Here is an 18,362-nt window from a genome sequence, read left to right as displayed (position 1 = left end):
TACAAAAGTGATTGAATTTGTATTCAGTTTTATAATTATTTATTTGATAATTATTAACAGTTTTTAATATTAATTTCTGTCTTTGCGAATCAGGCTTTTTCAGCCTGATGTGGCAATCTCTTTTTTAATAAGCAGATTACTTCAATCGTTCCTCTTTCGTAATGACAAGTTGTTCTACGTTTTCTGCTTTTTCTTTTTTGCCGCAGGAAACAAAACATTATTTAAAATTAAACGATATCCAGGAGAAGTTGGATGCAAATCTAATTCGGTTTTAGGATCTCCTACTCTATGTGTGTAATCTTCTGGATCATGACCTCCGTAAAAAGTAAACATTCCCTTACCTTTAGTACCATGTATATAACGAGCTTCTCTATTTGTTCTATTTTCTCCTAAAACTAATACATTTGTTTTTACTGTATTTCTATCAAAAGAAGTTGTTTGCCCCATAAAACCTTTTACTAAAACAGTATGATTTTGAGTTAACATTGTTGGAACTGGGTCCCATTTTGCCGAAAATTCTCCTAAAGAAAAATAATCAGAAGTTTTTGGAATTTTACGCTTACGAGTCATATCAATTGAAGAAAACTCATATAATGTTGGGCTTCTAACCAAATTAAAATCTTTGAAAGCAAAAGTTTTATTAAAATTTATTTTATTCTGATAACCGGGTTCTGAAGCATCTCCATCAAACATAGCTTCTGCAATATCTACACCTTCTGCTGATAAAGCAATATCAAAGCTATCGGTTGCAGAACACATCGCAAACATAAATCCGCCACCAATTACATAATCTCTAATTTTTTTTGCAACTGCTAGCTTTTCTTCAGAAACCTTATTATATCCTAATTCAGTAGCCAGTTTTTCTGCACTTTGTTTAGCTTTAATATACCAAGGTGCAGTTCTAAAAGAACCATAAAACTTACCATACTGCCCCGTAAAATCTTCATGATGTAAATGCAACCATTCGTATATTAATAATTTATCTGCTAAAACATCTTTGTCGTAAATAACATCGAAAGGAATTTCTGCATACGTTAAAACCATAGTAACAGCATCGTCCCAAGGCATTTTGTCTTTAGGTGAATAAACAGCAATTTTTGGTGCTTTTTCTAAAGTTACAGCATCTTGATTTGAAGATGGCGATGAAATTTCTTGTAAGACCAATTGTGCTTTTGCATCAGAAATTATTTGATAAGAAACACCTCGTATTTTACACTCATTTTCGATTGCTTTATTATTTTCGATTAAAAAAGCTCCTCCATCATAATTTAATAACCATTTCGATTTTAAACCTGCTTCTAAACCGAAATAAACAATTCCGTATGCTTTTAAATGATTTCTTTGGTTATCATCATTCATTGGTACATAAATAAATGATGCCCAAATTGAGTTTGATATTAATAGAAATGTTAAGACTGTTATGAGTTTTTTCAAAGTAAATTATCTATTAATTTTTGTAGGATTTTGTCGTGTATCAAAAACATCAGTAATTAAAACACCTTCTTTTATTTCTTTATAAATAATTTTATAATTACCATTTACAAGGTATTTATGATTCTGTTTCAATCTTTTTAAAGTTTCTTCTTCTGTACCAGAGTTCGGAAATTCCTTTAACTGATTTGTGGCGGTAAAAATGTTGTTAATTATTCTTTCTGCAATTACTTTATTTACTTTCTTTTTGTAATAATAATGAATATCTTTCAACATCGATTTTGCAAAATCAGACCAAATAATCTTCATTCTACCAATTTTTACTTTCTTTTTCTAAATCTTCTTGAATTGAATAGTTTCCATTTAAGTAATCTGCATTAGATTCTTCTGCTCTTAAAATAAGTTCATCTTCTGTAAAAACGGATAGTTTTGAATCTTTTAATTCTAAAACAGAAGTTTCTATTTTCTTAAAAAGTGTTTCATCTTTAAGAGATATTAGATATTCTATTAAACTTAATTTTCTAGCTTGTAAACTCATAAACAATTATTTGTTTTTCAAAGTTACGAAATAAAAAAGGTAATTAAAATCTAAAAAGGTACATCATCACCTCCAAAAGCATCTTTAGGTTCAATCCTTTGATCTGGGAAAACATCTTCTGGGAAATCTGCATTCATAGAAGATTGGAATTCTGAACTAAAACCCTCTTCTAAATCTGAGAATTTTGCTAAATGACCTGTAAATTTTAAACGAATATTATCCAATCCACCATTTCTGTGTTTTGCAACTATAAATTCTCCTTGTCCTTCACAGGGTGTATGTTCATCATCATCCCATTCTGTCATTCCGTAATACTCGGGTCTAAAAATAAACGAAACAATATCTGCATCCTGCTCAATAGCACCAGATTCACGTAAATCTGATAATAAAGGTCTTTTAGATCCTCCACGAGTTTCTACCGCACGAGATAACTGAGAAAGTGCAATTACTGGTACTTCTAATTCTTTTGCTAACGCTTTTAAGTTTCTCGAAATCATAGAAATCTCTTGTTCTCGATTTCCTCCTGCTTTTCCTCCAGCAGTCATTAATTGTAAATAATCAATTACTATAATTCGTACATTGTGTTGCGACACTAATCTTCGGGCTTTTGCACGTAAATCGAATACAGAAAGTGATGGAGTATCATCTATAAAAATAGGTGCATCAGATAAACGTTTCACTTTTACGTTTAGTTGCTCCCATTCATGAGGTTCTAAATTTCCTTTTCTTAATTTTTCTGAAGTTAAACCCGTTTCCGAAGAAATCATACGAGTAATTAACTGAACAGAAGACATCTCTAATGAAAACACAGCAACACCATGATTAAAATCGATTGCCATATTCTTAGCCATAGAAATTACAAATGCCGTTTTTCCCATACCAGGACGTGCAGCAATAATAACTAAATCGGAAGGTTGCCAACCAGATGTTAAAGCATCTAGTTTTGTAAACCCAGTTGCTAAACCAGACATTCCTTCTTGATTTCCTATTTCTTGAATTTTCTTTAAAGCTTGTTTTACAAGAGAACCTGCAGCTTCAGAACTTTTCTTTAAGTTACCTTGTGTAACTTCAAAAAGTTTGGCTTCTGCATCATCTAATAAATCGAAAACATCTGTGCTTTCATCATACGCATTTTCTATAATTTCTGCTGAAATTGAAATTAACTTACGCTGAATATATTTCTGTAAAATAATTCTGGCATGGAACTCAATATGTGCAGAAGAGGCAACTTTTTGTGTTAATCGAATTAACGCAAAATCGCCACCAACAAACTCTAGTTTACCATTCTTTTTTAACAAATTAGATACTGTTAAAAGATCTATAGGTTCAGAATTCTGGAACAACTCATAAATTGCAGCATAAATTTCTTGATGTTTTTGATCGTAAAAAGCATCAGAACTTAAAACATCAATTACATCATCAATTCCCTTTTTATCAATCATCATTGCGCCCAAAACAGCTTCTTCTAATTCTACTGCCTGTGGGGGAATTTTCCCTTTTTCAAGATTAATTAATCTCGATTTATCTATCTTTTTTCCTGCTTTAGGAGTCGTTTTTTCCATCTTTACAAATGTACTTTTTTAGGTTGAAAATGCTTTCTAAAACTAAACTTTAATTTGTAAACATTTATTGTAAATAAAAATGTTATTATCTTGTTAATAACCAGTCAACTTCCAAAATGATTCATTAATTTTACATCTATGAAGTGGAATAAAACACATATTATTTTAGCAATATTATTGCCAATTCAAATGCTATTAATGCAAATTGTTGCAAAAAATCCTGCATTTATTGAGCGTTATTATTCCAACGGAATTTACCCTATAATTTCTTCTTTTTTAGAATTATATTAGGTTGGATTCCATTTTCTTTTGGCGATTTATTAATTGCTTTTGGTGTATTTATTCTCTTTCGGTTTTTATATAGATTGATAAAAAATAGATTTAAAGATTTTATACCAAAAATCATCCAATTTACAGCTATTTTATCTGTAATCTATTTTTGTTTTTATCTTTTTTGGGGATTAAATTATTACAGAGAACCTTTGGCTAAAAACTTAAATTATAATCAAAAAAAATACACAACAGAACAACTTCAAAATGTAACTGAACATATTATTGAAAACCTAAATTATTATCAATTAGAAATTACTAAAAATGATACTATAAAAGTTAAAAACCCATATAGTCAAAAAGAAATGTATGTAATGGCAGTTTCTGGTTACGATAATTTATCTAAAGATTTTCCGCAATTAAAATACCAACATTCCTCTGTAAAAAGTTCTTTAATGAGTTTATTACAATCTTATAATGGTACAGCTGGATATTTAAACCCGTTAACAGGAGAAGCACAAGTAAATGATAGAGTTCCAAAAACTAGTTATCCAACAACTACTTGTCATGAAATGGCACATCAAATAGGTTTTGCAGCAGAAAATGAAGCTAATTTTGTAGGCTTTTTAGCAGCAAACTATAATGATGATATTTATTTTAAATATGCTAGTTATAGAATGGCTTTTGGGTATTGTATATCAGAAATTAGAAAACGAGATCGTAATTTATCTACAAAACTATGGAAAACTGTACACAAAGGTATCTCTAAAGACTTTAATGCTAGTTATCGTTTTTGGCAAGAATATAAAAATCCGTTTGAACCACTTGTAAAAAAAGGATATAACGCTTACCTAAAAGCCAATAAACAACGTAAAGGAGTAGACTCTTATAACTATGTAGTAAACTTACTTATTTCCTATTTTGAAGCTTCTAAGAGCAACTAAAATTCTTAAAATTTTGTTAAAACAAGGTAAATGCTCTTTTATCAAAAAGGGTATCTATAAATTTATAGCTAATTCAAATAATTCAAACTACATGAAAAAACTATTTTTCTTACTCTTTTTCTTGTCGCTAACTACTTCAAAAGCACAAGATTATTTCCCTACAGACAAAGGGGTGAAAACAACCGAAAACACAACATTTGCATTTACAAATGCAACAATTTATGTTACTCCAAATGAAGTTATTAAAAATGGTACTTTACTTATAAAGGAGGGCAAAGTTGTTAATGTTGGTAAGTCTGTAAAAATACCTAAAGGAACAAAAATTAAAGATTTAAAAGGGAAAACAATTTACCCTTCTTTTATTGATATTTACTCAGATTTTGGTCTTACAAAGCCTAAAAGAATAAGAAGTAATTCTAGAACAACTCAATATGCTTCTAACAGGGAAGGATATTATTGGAACGATCATATTAGACCCGAAACGAACCCAATAGAAAACTTTAAATTTGATTCTAAAAAAGCTAAAAGTTTAATAAATGCTGGTTTTGGTGTAGTAAACACACATTTAAACGATGGAATTATGCGTGGTAATGGGTTACTTATTGCATTGAACCCTAATGCTTCAAACGCATATAGAATTTTAGATACAAAATCTGCACAATACTTATCATTTTCTAAAAGTGTAAAATCTAGACAAGCATATCCTAGCTCTAGAATGGGTGCTATGGCTTTATTGCGTCAGGTATATAATGATGCAGATTGGTATGCAAAAGGAAACATGAAAAATAAAGATTTATCATTAGAAGCTTTAAATGGTAATAAAAATTTACTTCAAATATTTGAAACTGGTAATGTTTTAGACGCTATTAGAGCAGATAAAGTTGGTGACGAATATGGAATACAATATACTATTGTTGGTAGTGGCGAAGAATTTGAGAGAATAAATGATATTAAATCTACAAACGCAAATTTCATTATTCCTATTAACTTTAGCAATGCTTATGATGTGTCTGACCCTTTATTAGCTCAACATATTTCTTTGCGTGATATGCGTAAATGGAATCAAGAACCTTCTAATTTAAATGTACTTTCAAACAACGGAATTAATTTTGCTATTACTACTCATAAATTAAAATCTGTAAAATCTTTTCACAAAAATTTACAGAAAGCTATTAAATATGGATTTAGTAAAGAAAAAGCTTTAGCTGCTTTAACTACAATACCTGCAAATATTTTAGGAAACAATGCTATAGGGAATTTAAAAACAGGAAGTTTAGCTAACTTTATTATTACTTCTGGCGATGTTTTTGATGCTAAAACTACAATTCATGAAAATTGGATTCAAGGTGATAAAAATGTAGTAAATGACATGAATATTAGAGATATTACTGGTACTTATATGTTATATGTTAATAAGAAAAATTACGATTTAACTATATCTGGTAAAGGAGCTAAACAAGCTGGTGTTATTAAAATTGATGATAAAAAAGTAAAAGCAAAATTCTCTTTTAAAAATGATTGGATTTCTATTACTTTAAACGAAGATAGTGGTTATACTAGAATGTTAGGTAAAACTATTAATGCTGCAAATGTAATGCAAGGTGATGCATTTGATACTGAAGGAAATAAAACTTCTTGGTCTGCAAGTAAACAAGTTAAAAAAGAAAAGAAAAAAGATAAATCTAAAAAGAAAAAAGAAGATCAGAAAGATATTACTCTTCTACCTGTAAGTTATCCTAATATAGGTTTTGGAAATTTCATTCAACCAAAAACAGAAACTATTTTAATTAAAAATGTAACTGTTTGGACAAGTGAAGATGCAGGTATATTAGAAAATACAGATGTTCTTTTAAAAGATGGTAAGATCGAAAAAATTGGTAAAAACTTAAAATCTAGAAGAGCAATTGTAATTGATGGTACTGGTAAACATTTAACTGCTGGTATTGTAGACGAACATTCTCATATAGCAGCATCAGCTATAAATGAGGGAGCTCAAAATTCATCAGCAGAAGTTACTATTGAAGATGTTGTAGATCCTAATGACATCAACATTTATAGAAATATTTCTGGAGGAACAACATCAGCTCAAATATTACATGGTTCTGCTAACCCAATTGGAGGTCGTTCTGCAATTATTAAACTTAAATGGGGTGAAAATGCAGAAGAAATGATTTACAGTAATTCTCCTAAGTTTATCAAATTTGCCCTAGGTGAAAATGTTAAACAATCTCGTTATACCAATGGTGTTCGTTTTCCACAAACAAGAATGGGTGTAGAACAAATGTTTACAGACTATTTTACAAGAGCGCAAGAATATGAAGCTTTAAAGAAAAGCGGAAAACCATATAGAAAAGATGCTGAAATGGAAACTTTGGTTGAAATAATGAATAAAGAACGATTTATTTCTTGTCATTCTTATGTACAATCTGAAATTAACATGCTAATGAAAGTTGCAGAGAAATTTGGATTTAACATTAATACTTTTACTCATATTTTAGAAGGATATAAAGTTGCAGATAAAATGGTAGAACATGGAGTTGGAGGTTCAACTTTTTCAGATTGGTGGGCTTATAAATACGAAGTTAATGACGCAATACCATTTAATGCAGCAATTATGCATAATGCTGGTGTAACCGTAGCTATTAATTCTGATGATAGAGAAATGTCTAGAAGATTAAATCAAGAAGCTGCAAAAACTGTTAAATATGGTGGTGTTTCTGAATTAGAAGCTTGGAAAATGGTAACTATTAATCCTGCAAAATTATTACATATAGATGATAGAGTTGGTAGTATAAAAGTAGGTAAAGATGCAGATGTTGTATTATGGACTAATCACCCAATGTCTATTTATGCTAAAGTTGAAAAGACAATAATTGAAGGTAAGATATTTTTTGATAGAGATGAAGATTTGAAAAAACGTATAGCCATAAAACAAGAAAAAAGTAAATTAATTAATATGATGTTGAAAGAGAAAATGGGTGGAGGTAAAACTCAAACACCTATGAAAAGAAAAGATAGAAACTTTCACTGTGATACTAATGAAGAACTTAAAAACTAATAAAAGATGAAAAAAATAATATATAGTTTGCTTTGTTTCTTTTTAGTAGGAAACATTATTGCACAACAAACTCCAGCAGATAAACAAACTACAGACTACTCTATTGAAGGAGCAACTGCACATTTAGGAAACGGACAGGTTATTGAGAATTCTTTAATTATGTTTAGCGAAGGTAAAATTGTTTTTGCTGGAAATGCAAATGCTAAAATTGCAAGAAGAGGAACTGTAATAAATGCAAAAGGTAAACATGTTTACCCAGGTTTTATTGCTGCAAACTCAACATTAGGTTTAGTAGAAATAGATGCTGTAAAAGCAAGTGTTGATGAAGATGAAATTGGAACTAACAACCCACATATTAGAAGTTTAATAGCATATAATGCAGAAAGCAAAATAGTTGAGTCTATGCGCCCAAATGGAGTTTTAATGGCACAAATTACACCAAGAGGTGGCACTATTTCTGGTACTTCTTCTATTGTACAGTTAGATGCATGGAACTGGGAAGATGCATCTATAAAAACAGATGATGCAATTCATATCAACTGGCCAAGTAGCTTTACGCGCGGAAGATGGTGGTTAGGAGAAGATCCTGCTTTAAAACCAGATGTAAAATATGCAGATAAAATTAATGGTATTAAATCTTATTTTTCAACAGCAAAAAATTATCTAGCAAGTAGTAATCTTAAAAAACATCTTCCATATGAATCTACAAAAGGTTTATTTAACGGAACTCAGAAATTATTTATTCATGCTAATGGTCAAAGAGAAATTACAGATGCTGTAACAATAGCTAAAGAATTAGGTATTAATAATATCGTTTTAGTTCATGGAGAAGAAGCTGAAGAAATTGCAGATTTATTAGTAAAAAATAAGGTTCCGGTTATTTTAGATAGACCACATAGAAACCCTAACTCAGAAGATGATGGATATGATTATACATATACAATTGCAAAAACATTAACAGATAAAGGTGTTTTAGTTAGTCTTGGTATGGAAGGGCAAATGGAAAGAATGAATACCAGAAACCTACCTTTTTACGCAGGAACTTTTGCTGCACATGGTTTAGATAAAGAGGTTGCTTTACAGTTATTAACTTCTAACACCGCAAAAATTTTAGGAATTGACAGTTTTGTAGGCACACTAGAAGTTGGTAAAGATGCAACACTATTTGTTTCGGAAGGTGATGCATTAGATATGAGAACTAACATACTAACAAATGCATTTATACAAGGTAGAAAAATAAGTTTAGAAACTCACCAAACTAAACTTTGGAAGAGATATTCAAATAAACTTAAATCAAAATAAAATATTTATATTTTACAACAAAAGGCTCGCAAATGCGAGCCTTTTTTAATCAAAAACAGTTAACAATAACCTGTAATTTAGAATTTCTCTTTCATAGCTACTTATTCTTTTTCAAAAATATTTTAATCAAAAATTAAACTTACAAATTATTGTTATGCAAATATTCTCATTAAATGAATACAAAACAATACCTAATGTTAGGTATATTTGTATTAATGAAAGAAATTACTAGCATACAAAATACATATATTAAAAACCTAATAAAGCTTCAAGAAAAATCTCGTGAGCGTAAGAAACAAGGGCTTTTTATTATAGAAGGTAAACGAGAAATTTCGTTAGCTATATCAGCAAGGTATCAGTTTGATACAATTTTATATTATCCAGACTTAATTTCTGAACAAGAAATACTACATCTTTTTAATGCCAATGTAAATAGAATTGAAGTTTCTAAAGAAGTTTATCAAAAATTAGCCTATAGAGACTCTACAGAAGGTGTAATAGCAGTTACAAAAGTTAAAGATTTTTCTTTAGAAAACATTAAATTTAAAAATAAAGAACCTTTAATTTTAATTGCAGAAAGTATTGAAAAACCGGGTAATGTTGGCGCAATTTTAAGAACTGCAGATGCAGCAAATGTAGATGCTGTTTTTATAGCAGATGCTAAAAGCGATTTATACAATTCTAATATAATTCGATCTAGTGTTGGCTGTATATTTACAAACCAAATTGCAGTTGCTAATTCTGAGGAAATAATTTCTTTCCTTCAGAAAAATAATATTAATATATATGCTACTACATTGCAAAATTCAAATGAATACCATAAAGAAAATTATACAAATGCAACCGCAATAGTTGTTGGCACAGAAGCTACGGGTTTATCGGAAATTTGGAGAACAAAAGCAACTCAAAATATTAACATCCCTATGCAAGGTAAAATAGATTCTATGAATGTATCTGTAGCTGCTGCAATAGTAATTTTTGAAGCGAAAAGACAACGAGATTTTAAAATATAAAGAATGAAAGTACTAGGAATAGATATAGGTGGAACAGGAATTAAAGCTGCAATAGTAGATACTAAAACTGGTGAATTACTTACTGAAAGGCACAGAATAGATACACCAAAACCTGCTACACCAAAAGCTGTTGCTAAGGTTATAAATGATATGGTAAAACATTTTAAGTGGAAAAAAGTTGTTGGCTGCTGTTTCCCTACAATAATTGTTAATGGGCAATGTAAACATCATGGAAATTTAAGTAAAGAATGGCTAGAAGTTAAAGTTGATAAACTTTTTAAAAAAGAATGTGATGGCTTACCTTTTTATGTAAGTAATGATGCAGATTTAGCTGGAGTTGCAGAAGTAAACTTAGGTGCTGGAAAAGATGTAAAAGGAAAAGTTTTTGTGATTACTTTAGGAACCGGTATTGGATCTGGTCTTTTCTATAATGGTAAATTAATTCCAAATGTAGAATTAGGTCATATTTATCATACAGACGGAAAAATCATAGAAAAATTTGCTGCTGATTCTGCCCGAAAAAGAGAAAATCTATCCTTAGAAGAGTGGGCAAAAAGATTAGATGTTTTTTTAAATCATGTTAAAATATTACATACTCCTTCAATGTATATTCTAGGGGGTGGAATAAGTAAAAAATATGAGAAATTTAAAGATCATTTAACTGTAGATGTACCAATTAAAGTAGCTAAATTTAAAAATAATGCAGGAATAATTGGAGCTGCAATGTTTGCAAGTAAAGAGAGCAAATAAACTTTACTTTTTTAAGATGAAGCTTTTAAACCAAAAATAAAATGCAACCTACTACCCTATTCTATATTTTAATAGCTATTATTTGTTTTAGTTTTATAATAGATAAAATACTAAATATCTTAAACTCTAAACATTTTGATGATAAAATTCCAGATGAAATAGCTGATGTTTACAATAAAGAAGAATATAAAAAATCGCAAGAGTATAAAAAAGCTGTTTCTAAATTTTCTAATATAACTTCTACCTTTTCAATTATTTTAACCTTAACTTTCTTTTTTGTTGATGGGTTTAAATATGTAGATAATTTTGCTAGAAGTTTTACAGAGAATCCAATTCTAATAGCCTTAATTTTCTTTGGAGTTATAATGTTATGCTCAGATATTTTAACAACTCCTTTCTCATATTATAGCACATTTGTAATTGAAGAAAAATTTGGATTTAATAAATCTTCCAAAAAAATATTTTGGTTAGATAAGTTAAAAGGAGGACTTATGAGTGTTGTATTAGGTGGTGGAATTTTATCATTAATAATCTTATTTTATGAATATTCTGGAGAAAATTTCTGGATCTATGCTTGGGCTTTAGTAGCTGTATTCTCTTTGTTTATGAATATGTTTTATGCAAAATTAATTGTACCGTTATTTAATAAGCAAAAACCTTTAGAAGAAGGCGAATTAAAAACTGCAATTCAAGAATATGCAGAAAAAGTTGGTTTTACAATTAACAATATTCATATAATTGATGGATCTAAAAGATCTACAAAAGCAAACGCATATTTCTCAGGTTTTGGATCACAAAAAAGAATTACTCTTTTTGATACACTTATAAATGATTTAAATACTGATGAAATTGTAGCAGTTTTAGCTCATGAAGTTGGTCATTATAAAAGAAAACATATTATTTTCAACTTAGTTTCTTCTATTTTACTTACAGGTTTAACATTATTTATTTTATCACTATTTATAAATTCTTCTATTTTATCTGAAGCTTTAGGTGTTTCTACATCAAGTTTTCATATTGGTTTAATAGCTTTTGGAATTTTATATTCTCCAATTTCTGAAATTACTGGCTTAGGAATGAATTACATGTCTCGTAAATTCGAATATGAAGCAGACGATTATGCTAAAGAAACTTTTGCTGCTAAACCTTTAATTACATCGCTTAAAAAACTATCTAAAAACAGTTTAAGCAACTTAACTCCTCATAAAACTTATGTTTTTATGCATTATTCACATCCTACTTTATTACAGAGAATTCTTAATTTAGAAAGAGTATAAACATTAATTTAGAATATCATTTTTTTGCTTGTTCAAATTCTTATTCCTAAATTCACTTTAGTTTCTAACAAAAATCATAAGTGTAATTTATGGAATACAACGCAACCATAGAAGAGGAAAATAAGGAGATAGCAAATCGTTACAAAGATTTGCTAAAAGGTACTTATGAAATATTATCTAAAGAAGATAAAGAATTAATAAGAAAAGCTTTTGAAGTTGCTGTAGAGGCACACTCTAAACAAAGAAGAAAAACTGGAGAACCATATATATATCATCCAATTGCAGTTGCAAAAATTGTAGCTAAAGAAATTGGTCTTGGAGCAACCTCTATTGCTGCTGCCTTATTACATGATGTAGTCGAAGATACAGATTATACTGTAGATGATATGGAGCAAATGTTTGGCGAAACAATTGCAAGAATAGTAAACGGATTAACTAAAATTTCTCGTTTAAATAAAGAACAAGATTCTTCTATACAAGCAGAAAATTTTAGAAAAATGCTACTAACTTTACATGACGATGTTAGAGTTATTTTAATAAAAATTGCAGATAGACTTCATAATATGCAAACTATGGATGCTATGCCTGCTTATAAGCAAGTAAAAATAGCATCAGAAACCTTATATATATATGCACCTTTAGCACATGAGACTCGGTTTATACAATATTAAAACAGAACTTGAAGATTTAGGCTTAAAATATACAGAACCAGAAGTTTACAACAGTATTGTAACAAAAATAAAAGAAAGTAAAGAAGATCAAAAAAAGTATTTAGATCAATTTACAAATACACTAAAAGAAGGTATAGATAAAGAAGATTTTTCTTATGAAATAAAAGGAAGGTTTAAATCTATTTTCTCTATCAGGAGAAAAATGCGTAAACAAAATGTAACTTTTGATGAAGTTTTTGATAAATATGCCATTCGAATAATTTTTAAACCTATTTCTAGTGATGAAAAGCATGATGCTTGGAAAATTTATTCTATAGTTACAGATAACTTTAGACCAAACCCTTCTCGTTTAAGAGATTGGATTTCTCAACCTAAATCTACGGGTTATGAAGCATTACACATAACGGTTGTTGGTCCTGAAGCACAATGGGTAGAAGTTCAAATTCGTTCTGAAAGAATGAACGAAATTGCAGAAAAAGGGTATGCTGCTCATTTTAAATATAAACAAGGAAACGAAAATGAAAGTGGTTTAGAAAGTTGGTTAAATAAATTAAAAGAAACTTTAGAAACTAATAGTTTAAATGCAGTAGATTTTGTTGAGGATTTTAAATTGAATTTATATTCCAAAGAAATTTATGTATTTACACCAAAAGGTGATTTAAAATCATTACCAAAAGATGCTTCGGCTTTAGATTTTGCATTCTCTATACATACAGATGTAGGTTTAAAATGTAGAGGTGCTAAAGTAAACGGAAAATTAGTTCCTTTAAGTTACACGCTAAAAAGTGGAGATCAAATTGAAGTTATAACCACTTCTAATAACAAACCCAATGTTAGATGGTTAGATTTTGTGATTACTGCTAGGGCAAAAACTAAAATTAGAGCAGCTTTAAAAGAAGAAGAAAAGTTAATTGCAGAAGAAGGAAAAGCAATTTTAACAAGAAAACTGAGACATTTAAAAATTGCTTTTAATGAAAAAACAATAAATGAATTAGTAACCTATTTTAAATTAAGAACAAGTTTCGACTTATTTTTTAGAGTAGGAAACGGCGCTATTGATAACACGCAATTAAAAGCTTTTCTATCTCAAAGAAACAGTACTTTTATAAATTTCTTTAAAACTAAATTAAGAAGAACTACAACTAATAAAGTTCAAATAGAAAATAAAGAAGAAGTTACTAACAAAATCGATGCTTTAGTTTTTGGAAAAGATGAAGAAATTTTAGATTATAAACTCTCTAAATGTTGTAACCCAATAGCTGGAGATAAAGTTTTTGCTTTTTTAACCATAAAAGACGGAATAAAAATTCATAAAAAAAACTGTCCGAATGCAATTTCTATGCAATCGAATTACGCATATAGAATTATGCAAGCTAAGTGGATAGACTCTACAAAGCAAGACTTTAAGGTAATATTACACATAAGTGGAGTTGATAGTAAAGGAATAATAAATAATGTAACACGCATTATTTCTAACAATATAGGAGTTCTAATTCATGGAATAAATATATCTGGAAATGAAGGTATTTTTGATGGTAAAATATCTCTTAGTGTTAAAAATAGTTCGCAATTAAACAAGTTAATAAAAAGTATTAGAAAAGTAGAAGGCGTTAAAAATGTAGAGCGTGTTAATAGAATGTAAATATCATTTTTAGAAAAGTTTATTTTTATTAAGAAATAACTGTAAATTTGTCTTTTCGTAAAAATTAAATCCATGAGTAATTCTCTTGAAAATCAAGAAGTAGTTAAAAAAGTTTTTACCGCATATTTACAAGAGCATAAGCACAGAAAAACACCTGAACGCTATGCTATACTTCAAGAAATTTACGATGCTGATGAGCATTTTGATATAGAATCTCTGTATATTAAAATGAAAAATAAGAATTATAGAGTTAGTAGAGCTACCCTATATAATACCATAGATTTATTATTAGATTGCAATTTGGTAAGAAAACACCAATTTGACGGGCAATCTATGGCTCGTTATGAAAAAAGTTATTTTGATAAAAACCATGACCATGTAATATTTACAGATTCTGGTGAAGTAAAAGAGTTTTGTGACCCAAGAATTCAAATTATCAAAAAAACGATTGAAGATATTTTTGATATCGACATTCATAATCATTCTCTTTATTTTTACGGAACAAAAAAGAAAAAATCTTAACAAACAACATACACAAAAACAACTAATTAACACAACTAATGGCTGTAGATTTATTACTAGGATTACAATGGGGAGATGAAGGAAAAGGAAAAATAGTAGATGTTTTAACATCTAACTATGATATTATAGCTCGTTTCCAGGGTGGTCCAAATGCAGGACATACTTTAATATTTGACGGATTTAAACACGTATTACATACTATTCCATCTGGAATTTTTCATAAAACAGCTTTAAATGTTGTTGGAAATGGTGTTGTTATAGATCCTGTAATCTTTAAAAAAGAACTAGAAAACTTAGATAAACATAAAATTGATTATACTTCAAAATTATTAATTTCTAGAAAAGCTCATTTAATTTTACCAACACATAGATTATTAGATGCTGCATCTGAAACATCTAAAGGAAAAGCAAAAATTGGTTCTACTTTAAAAGGAATTGGCCCAACTTATATGGACAAAACCGGTAGAAACGGAATGAGAGTTGGAGATTTAGAACTAGATAACTGGAAAGAAAAATACGATGCTTTAACAGCAAAACACATAAAAATGTTAGAGTTTTTTGATGTTCAGGTTGAGTATAATTTAAAAGAATTAGAAGCTGAATTTTGTAGAGGAATCGATAAATTAAAAACGTTACAGTTTATTGATAGTGAAGAGTTTCTAAATCAAGCTATTAAAGATAAAAAAACAATTTTAGCAGAAGGTGCACAAGGTTCTTTATTAGATATCGATTTTGGAACATATCCTTTTGTAACTTCATCTAACACTACTGCAGCAGGTGCTTGTACTGGTTTAGGTGTAGCTCCAAACAGAATTGGAGATGTTTTTGGTATTTTTAAAGCATACACTACTAGAGTTGGTTCTGGACCTTTCCCTACTGAGTTATTTGACAAAGATGGTGAAGATATGGCAAGAATTGGTCATGAATTTGGAGCTACAACTGGAAGACCAAGAAGATGTGGTTGGCTAGATTTAGTTGCTTTAAAATATGCTGTAGATGTAAATGGTGTTACACAATTAATGATGATGAAAGGTGATGTCCTTTCTGGTTTTGATACCTTAAAAGTGTGTACTTCATATAATTATAAAGGAACAAAAATTACTCATTTACCTTATAATATAGAACCAGAAAATGTTTCTGTAAACTATACCGAATTTAAAGGTTGGGAAGATGATTTAACAAAAATGACATCAGCAGATCAATTACCACAAAATTTATTGGACTATGTTGCTTTTATTGAAAAAGAAACAGGTGTTCCTGTAAGTATTGTTTCTGTTGGACCAGATAGAAAACAAACAATTAATAGATAATAATCTTTTTATTAATAAACTTAAAAGCATCTTTTAAAATTTTAAAAGATGCTTTTTCTATTAAAAAAACTAATTGAAAACTATTTTGTAGTAAATAATGTTGGTTTAAAAGTTATCATTAACCAAGTCCAAGAATTATTTACATCATTATCTCCATTCTTTAAAACTCCTAAAGATTCTGTACCTAACATTTTAGAAAAACCTCCATTTAACATCACATTTTCAGCAATTTTATACCCTAAAACTACATCTATTTCTGTTCCTAAATTTTTACTTAGTTTAGAACCTTTATTGTAAATATCTGCTGTTGATGAAAAAAAATGAGGAACTACTTTTGTAGAAAATTTATCTTTAGAATATCCCAAAGTTGCATTTATATCAAGTAAGCCAACTGAATTTACGTGGTTACCAACATAAAAATAATCCATATAACCATTAAATTTATGATTGGTTCCAAATACTGGATTAAATGATTTTACTTTAGCACTTGTATCATCCATATCTTTTCCTGATAAATACTCTGCTCCTAACCCCAAAAAAACTTTTTTGAAGCTTTGTATTTTACGTTTCCTCCAAAATAATTTGCACTCACAGAATTGCCAAAAAATTTTCCAGTTTGAAAATAAATTGAACCATCAAAAAATAAATTTCCTCTTTTGTAAGTTACTCTAGAACCTAAAGTTTGGGAGTAATTTAGTATTTCTTTTGTATTTGAGTTTAAAAACTCAACACCATTATTTAAAGCTAAAAAACTCAATCCTAAATTATTAATATTAGTGTGATACCAGGCATATTGAAATGTTTTATAACCTGCAACATTTGTATACAAAGAATTAGTTAGTTGTTCAGAATCGTTATTTAAAGAATAACCAATGTCTAATTTTCCGTTTTTTGATGTTTTTATTTTTGCAACAACCGCATCAAAACTTCTTGCTTGTTGCGCCCAACCCACATTTCCAAAAATTCTACTATCATCATAAATAATTTCTTGACGACCAAATTTTACAGAAATATTATCATTAAATTGATATTGTGCCCAAGCTTGATGAAATGAATTTGCGAAATCAATAGAAGCTAATGTGCTTACATCTCCCCAAACTCTAATATTTTGTAAAGAAACACCAAGTGTTAGTTTTTCTTGTTTAAAATTAAAATTTAAACGAGTTCTTTGCGATATAAAATTAGCTCCTTCTTCTCCAGATTTCATCAATGTTTTATAACCATGTCTGTTTTCAAAACGAGGTCTAATCTCTGACGTCAATTTAAATGTTTGAGCAGAAATTAAAACTGTAAAAAATAGTGCTATTACTGTAAAATAGAATACTTTTTTCATAATTCTAAACTTAAAATTATTGTTTATTGTTTCGCTCTAAAAGAATCGCTTTTGGAAATAAAATATTATTTTCTAAATGAATATGTTGATGTAAATCTTGCTCAAATTCATCTAATTTAGCATACAAAGCCTTAAACGTATTACAAGCTCCTTCTGGAGGTGTATAATTATTAGAAAGTTTTTTTATTTCTTTTAAAATATCACCTGCATTTTCATGCTCTTCTTCCATCATTGTTATTGGATTAATAACAGTACCAAAATGTGGTATTTTTACTTTTAAATCTTCTCTATCCGCTTTTACTAATTGCTTGATAAAAGGAAATAAAATTAATTCTTCTTTTTTCATGTGTGCGGCTAATTCTTGAGCTACAGCTTTAAATAAAGTGTTAATTTTAATGACTTCTGCATAATGATGACCATGAACCTTAGCTACTCTTTCTGCATATTGTAAAATTAAGGGTGTACTTTCTGCAACATAGCTATGATGTATATTTTCTATGTGATCTACTAAAAAATCTAATTTCCAGCTATCATAATTATGAGCTTTAGAAACTGAATTGGTACTATTTAGTAACTCTTTTTCTAAATAAGCATATAAGATATTATTCTTCTCACAAGCTTTTTTTAAAGTTATTCCTCCTCCACAACAAAAGTCTATTCCATTTTTTTTAAATATATCTGCGGTTTTTATATTGCTTGTTACAATTTCTGCTACGGTGTTATTTTCTGTAATATTCAT

At 28.9% G+C, this 18,362-nt stretch carries 16 protein-coding genes and 1 pseudogene; 10 read left to right on the top strand and 7 right to left on the bottom strand.

Features of this window, described 5'->3' with window-relative positions:
- Window positions 1-174 precede the first annotated feature (174 nt).
- The 4 genes from N5A56_RS05315 to dnaB form a co-directional block, all read right to left on the bottom strand.
- Window positions 175-1,359 (bottom strand): asparagine synthetase B, encoded by a 1,185-nt coding sequence (locus N5A56_RS05315; protein ID WP_265726093.1) that lies wholly within the window; start codon window positions 1,357-1,359, stop codon window positions 175-177.
- An 81-nt stretch (window positions 1,360-1,440) separates the two neighbouring features.
- The gene (locus tag N5A56_RS05310) at window positions 1,441-1,740 is read right to left on the bottom strand and encodes a type II toxin-antitoxin system RelE/ParE family toxin (protein ID WP_265724552.1); all 300 of its coding nucleotides are present in this window, start codon (window positions 1,738-1,740) and stop codon (window positions 1,441-1,443) included.
- Window position 1,741: 1 nt separating this feature from the next.
- Window positions 1,742-1,969, bottom strand: a complete 228-nt coding sequence (locus N5A56_RS05305; RefSeq protein WP_265724551.1) for a hypothetical protein — start codon at window positions 1,967-1,969, stop codon at window positions 1,742-1,744.
- Between the two features lie 50 nt (window positions 1,970-2,019).
- Window positions 2,020-3,531, bottom strand: a complete 1,512-nt coding sequence (gene dnaB / locus N5A56_RS05300) for a replicative DNA helicase (RefSeq protein WP_265724550.1) — start codon at window positions 3,529-3,531, stop codon at window positions 2,020-2,022.
- Between the two features lie 138 nt (window positions 3,532-3,669).
- Here dnaB and N5A56_RS05295 point away from each other — a divergent pair, with 138 nt between their 5' ends.
- The 10 genes and pseudogenes from N5A56_RS05295 (at window position 3,670) to N5A56_RS05250 (ending at window position 16,290) form a co-directional block, all read left to right on the top strand.
- Complete coding sequence (locus tag N5A56_RS05295; protein ID WP_265724549.1) at window positions 3,670-3,822, top strand: hypothetical protein; 153 nt, start codon at window positions 3,670-3,672, stop codon at window positions 3,820-3,822.
- A complete protein-coding gene (locus N5A56_RS05290; protein WP_337994822.1) occupies window positions 3,813-4,745 on the top strand; it encodes a DUF3810 domain-containing protein in 933 nt (310 codons plus the stop codon). Before N5A56_RS05295 ends, N5A56_RS05290 begins: the two co-directional genes overlap by 10 nt.
- Before the next feature lie 91 nt (window positions 4,746-4,836).
- Window positions 4,837-7,803 (top strand): amidohydrolase family protein, encoded by a 2,967-nt coding sequence (locus tag N5A56_RS05285; RefSeq protein ID WP_265724548.1) that lies wholly within the window; start codon window positions 4,837-4,839, stop codon window positions 7,801-7,803.
- A 6-nt stretch (window positions 7,804-7,809) separates the two neighbouring features.
- Window positions 7,810-9,105 (top strand): amidohydrolase family protein, encoded by a 1,296-nt coding sequence (locus N5A56_RS05280; RefSeq protein ID WP_265724547.1) that lies wholly within the window; start codon window positions 7,810-7,812, stop codon window positions 9,103-9,105.
- Window positions 9,106-9,320: 215 nt separating this feature from the next.
- Window positions 9,321-10,118: a TrmH family RNA methyltransferase gene (locus N5A56_RS05275; protein WP_265726091.1), complete on the top strand. Its 798-nt coding sequence runs from the start codon at window positions 9,321-9,323 to the stop codon at window positions 10,116-10,118.
- 3 nt (window positions 10,119-10,121) lie between these two features.
- Entirely contained in the window at window positions 10,122-10,868 is a 747-nt protein-coding gene (gene ppgK / locus N5A56_RS05270) for a polyphosphate--glucose phosphotransferase (RefSeq protein ID WP_265724546.1), read from the top strand.
- A gap of 41 nt (window positions 10,869-10,909) precedes the next feature.
- Window positions 10,910-12,145, top strand: coding sequence for a M48 family metallopeptidase (locus N5A56_RS05265; RefSeq protein ID WP_265724545.1), 1,236 nt, complete (start codon window positions 10,910-10,912; stop codon window positions 12,143-12,145).
- Between the two features lie 89 nt (window positions 12,146-12,234).
- Window positions 12,235-14,458 (top strand): annotated as a pseudogene (locus N5A56_RS05260) (RelA/SpoT family protein).
- 72 nt (window positions 14,459-14,530) lie between these two features.
- Window positions 14,531-14,980: a Fur family transcriptional regulator gene (locus tag N5A56_RS05255; protein WP_265724543.1), complete on the top strand. Its 450-nt coding sequence runs from the start codon at window positions 14,531-14,533 to the stop codon at window positions 14,978-14,980.
- A gap of 38 nt (window positions 14,981-15,018) precedes the next feature.
- Window positions 15,019-16,290 (top strand): adenylosuccinate synthase, encoded by a 1,272-nt coding sequence (locus N5A56_RS05250; RefSeq protein WP_265724542.1) that lies wholly within the window; start codon window positions 15,019-15,021, stop codon window positions 16,288-16,290.
- An 80-nt stretch (window positions 16,291-16,370) separates the two neighbouring features.
- Here the strand turns inward: N5A56_RS05250 and N5A56_RS05245 are convergent, their stop codons facing one another.
- Genes N5A56_RS05245 through ric form a run of 3 tightly spaced genes read right to left on the bottom strand, consistent with a single transcriptional unit; the run spans window position 16,371 to window position 18,362 of the window.
- On the bottom strand, window positions 16,371-16,826 hold the full coding sequence (locus N5A56_RS05245) for a hypothetical protein (RefSeq protein ID WP_265724541.1): 456 nt from the start codon (window positions 16,824-16,826) through the stop codon (window positions 16,371-16,373).
- Window positions 16,817-17,623, bottom strand: coding sequence for an alginate export family protein (locus N5A56_RS05240; RefSeq protein ID WP_265724540.1), 807 nt, complete (start codon window positions 17,621-17,623; stop codon window positions 16,817-16,819). Before N5A56_RS05240 ends, N5A56_RS05245 begins: the two co-directional genes overlap by 10 nt.
- Window positions 17,624-17,639: 16 nt before the next feature.
- Complete coding sequence (ric, locus tag N5A56_RS05235) at window positions 17,640-18,362, bottom strand: iron-sulfur cluster repair di-iron protein (protein WP_265724539.1); 723 nt, start codon at window positions 18,360-18,362, stop codon at window positions 17,640-17,642.

It is taken from the genome of Polaribacter ponticola (genome assembly GCF_026191475.2).
GTDB classification, from domain to species: domain Bacteria; phylum Bacteroidota; class Bacteroidia; order Flavobacteriales; family Flavobacteriaceae; genus Polaribacter; species Polaribacter ponticola.
This window is presented reverse-complemented; position numbering and strand designations above follow the sequence as displayed.

Coding starts and splice junctions, on each gene's coding strand:
- N5A56_RS05280 (WP_265724547.1), top strand. CDS start 7,810: ATGAAAAAAATAATATATAGTTTGCTTTGTTTCTTTTTAGTAGGAAAC.
- N5A56_RS05315 (WP_265726093.1), bottom strand. CDS start 1,359: ATGAATGATGATAACCAAAGAAATCATTTAAAAGCATACGGAATTGTT.
- N5A56_RS05240 (WP_265724540.1), bottom strand. CDS start 17,623: ATGAAAAAAGTATTCTATTTTACAGTAATAGCACTATTTTTTACAGTT.
- N5A56_RS05305 (WP_265724551.1), bottom strand. CDS start 1,969: ATGAGTTTACAAGCTAGAAAATTAAGTTTAATAGAATATCTAATATCT.
- N5A56_RS05295 (WP_265724549.1), top strand. CDS start 3,670: ATGAAGTGGAATAAAACACATATTATTTTAGCAATATTATTGCCAATT.
- N5A56_RS05250 (WP_265724542.1), top strand. CDS start 15,019: ATGGCTGTAGATTTATTACTAGGATTACAATGGGGAGATGAAGGAAAA.
- N5A56_RS05285 (WP_265724548.1), top strand. CDS start 4,837: ATGAAAAAACTATTTTTCTTACTCTTTTTCTTGTCGCTAACTACTTCA.
- N5A56_RS05255 (WP_265724543.1), top strand. CDS start 14,531: ATGAGTAATTCTCTTGAAAATCAAGAAGTAGTTAAAAAAGTTTTTACC.
- ppgK (WP_265724546.1), top strand. CDS start 10,122: ATGAAAGTACTAGGAATAGATATAGGTGGAACAGGAATTAAAGCTGCA.
- dnaB (WP_265724550.1), bottom strand. CDS start 3,531: ATGGAAAAAACGACTCCTAAAGCAGGAAAAAAGATAGATAAATCGAGA.
- N5A56_RS05265 (WP_265724545.1), top strand. CDS start 10,910: ATGCAACCTACTACCCTATTCTATATTTTAATAGCTATTATTTGTTTT.
- ric (WP_265724539.1), bottom strand. CDS start 18,362: ATGAATATTACAGAAAATAACACCGTAGCAGAAATTGTAACAAGCAAT.
- N5A56_RS05275 (WP_265726091.1), top strand. CDS start 9,321: ATGAAAGAAATTACTAGCATACAAAATACATATATTAAAAACCTAATA.
- N5A56_RS05310 (WP_265724552.1), bottom strand. CDS start 1,740: ATGAAGATTATTTGGTCTGATTTTGCAAAATCGATGTTGAAAGATATT.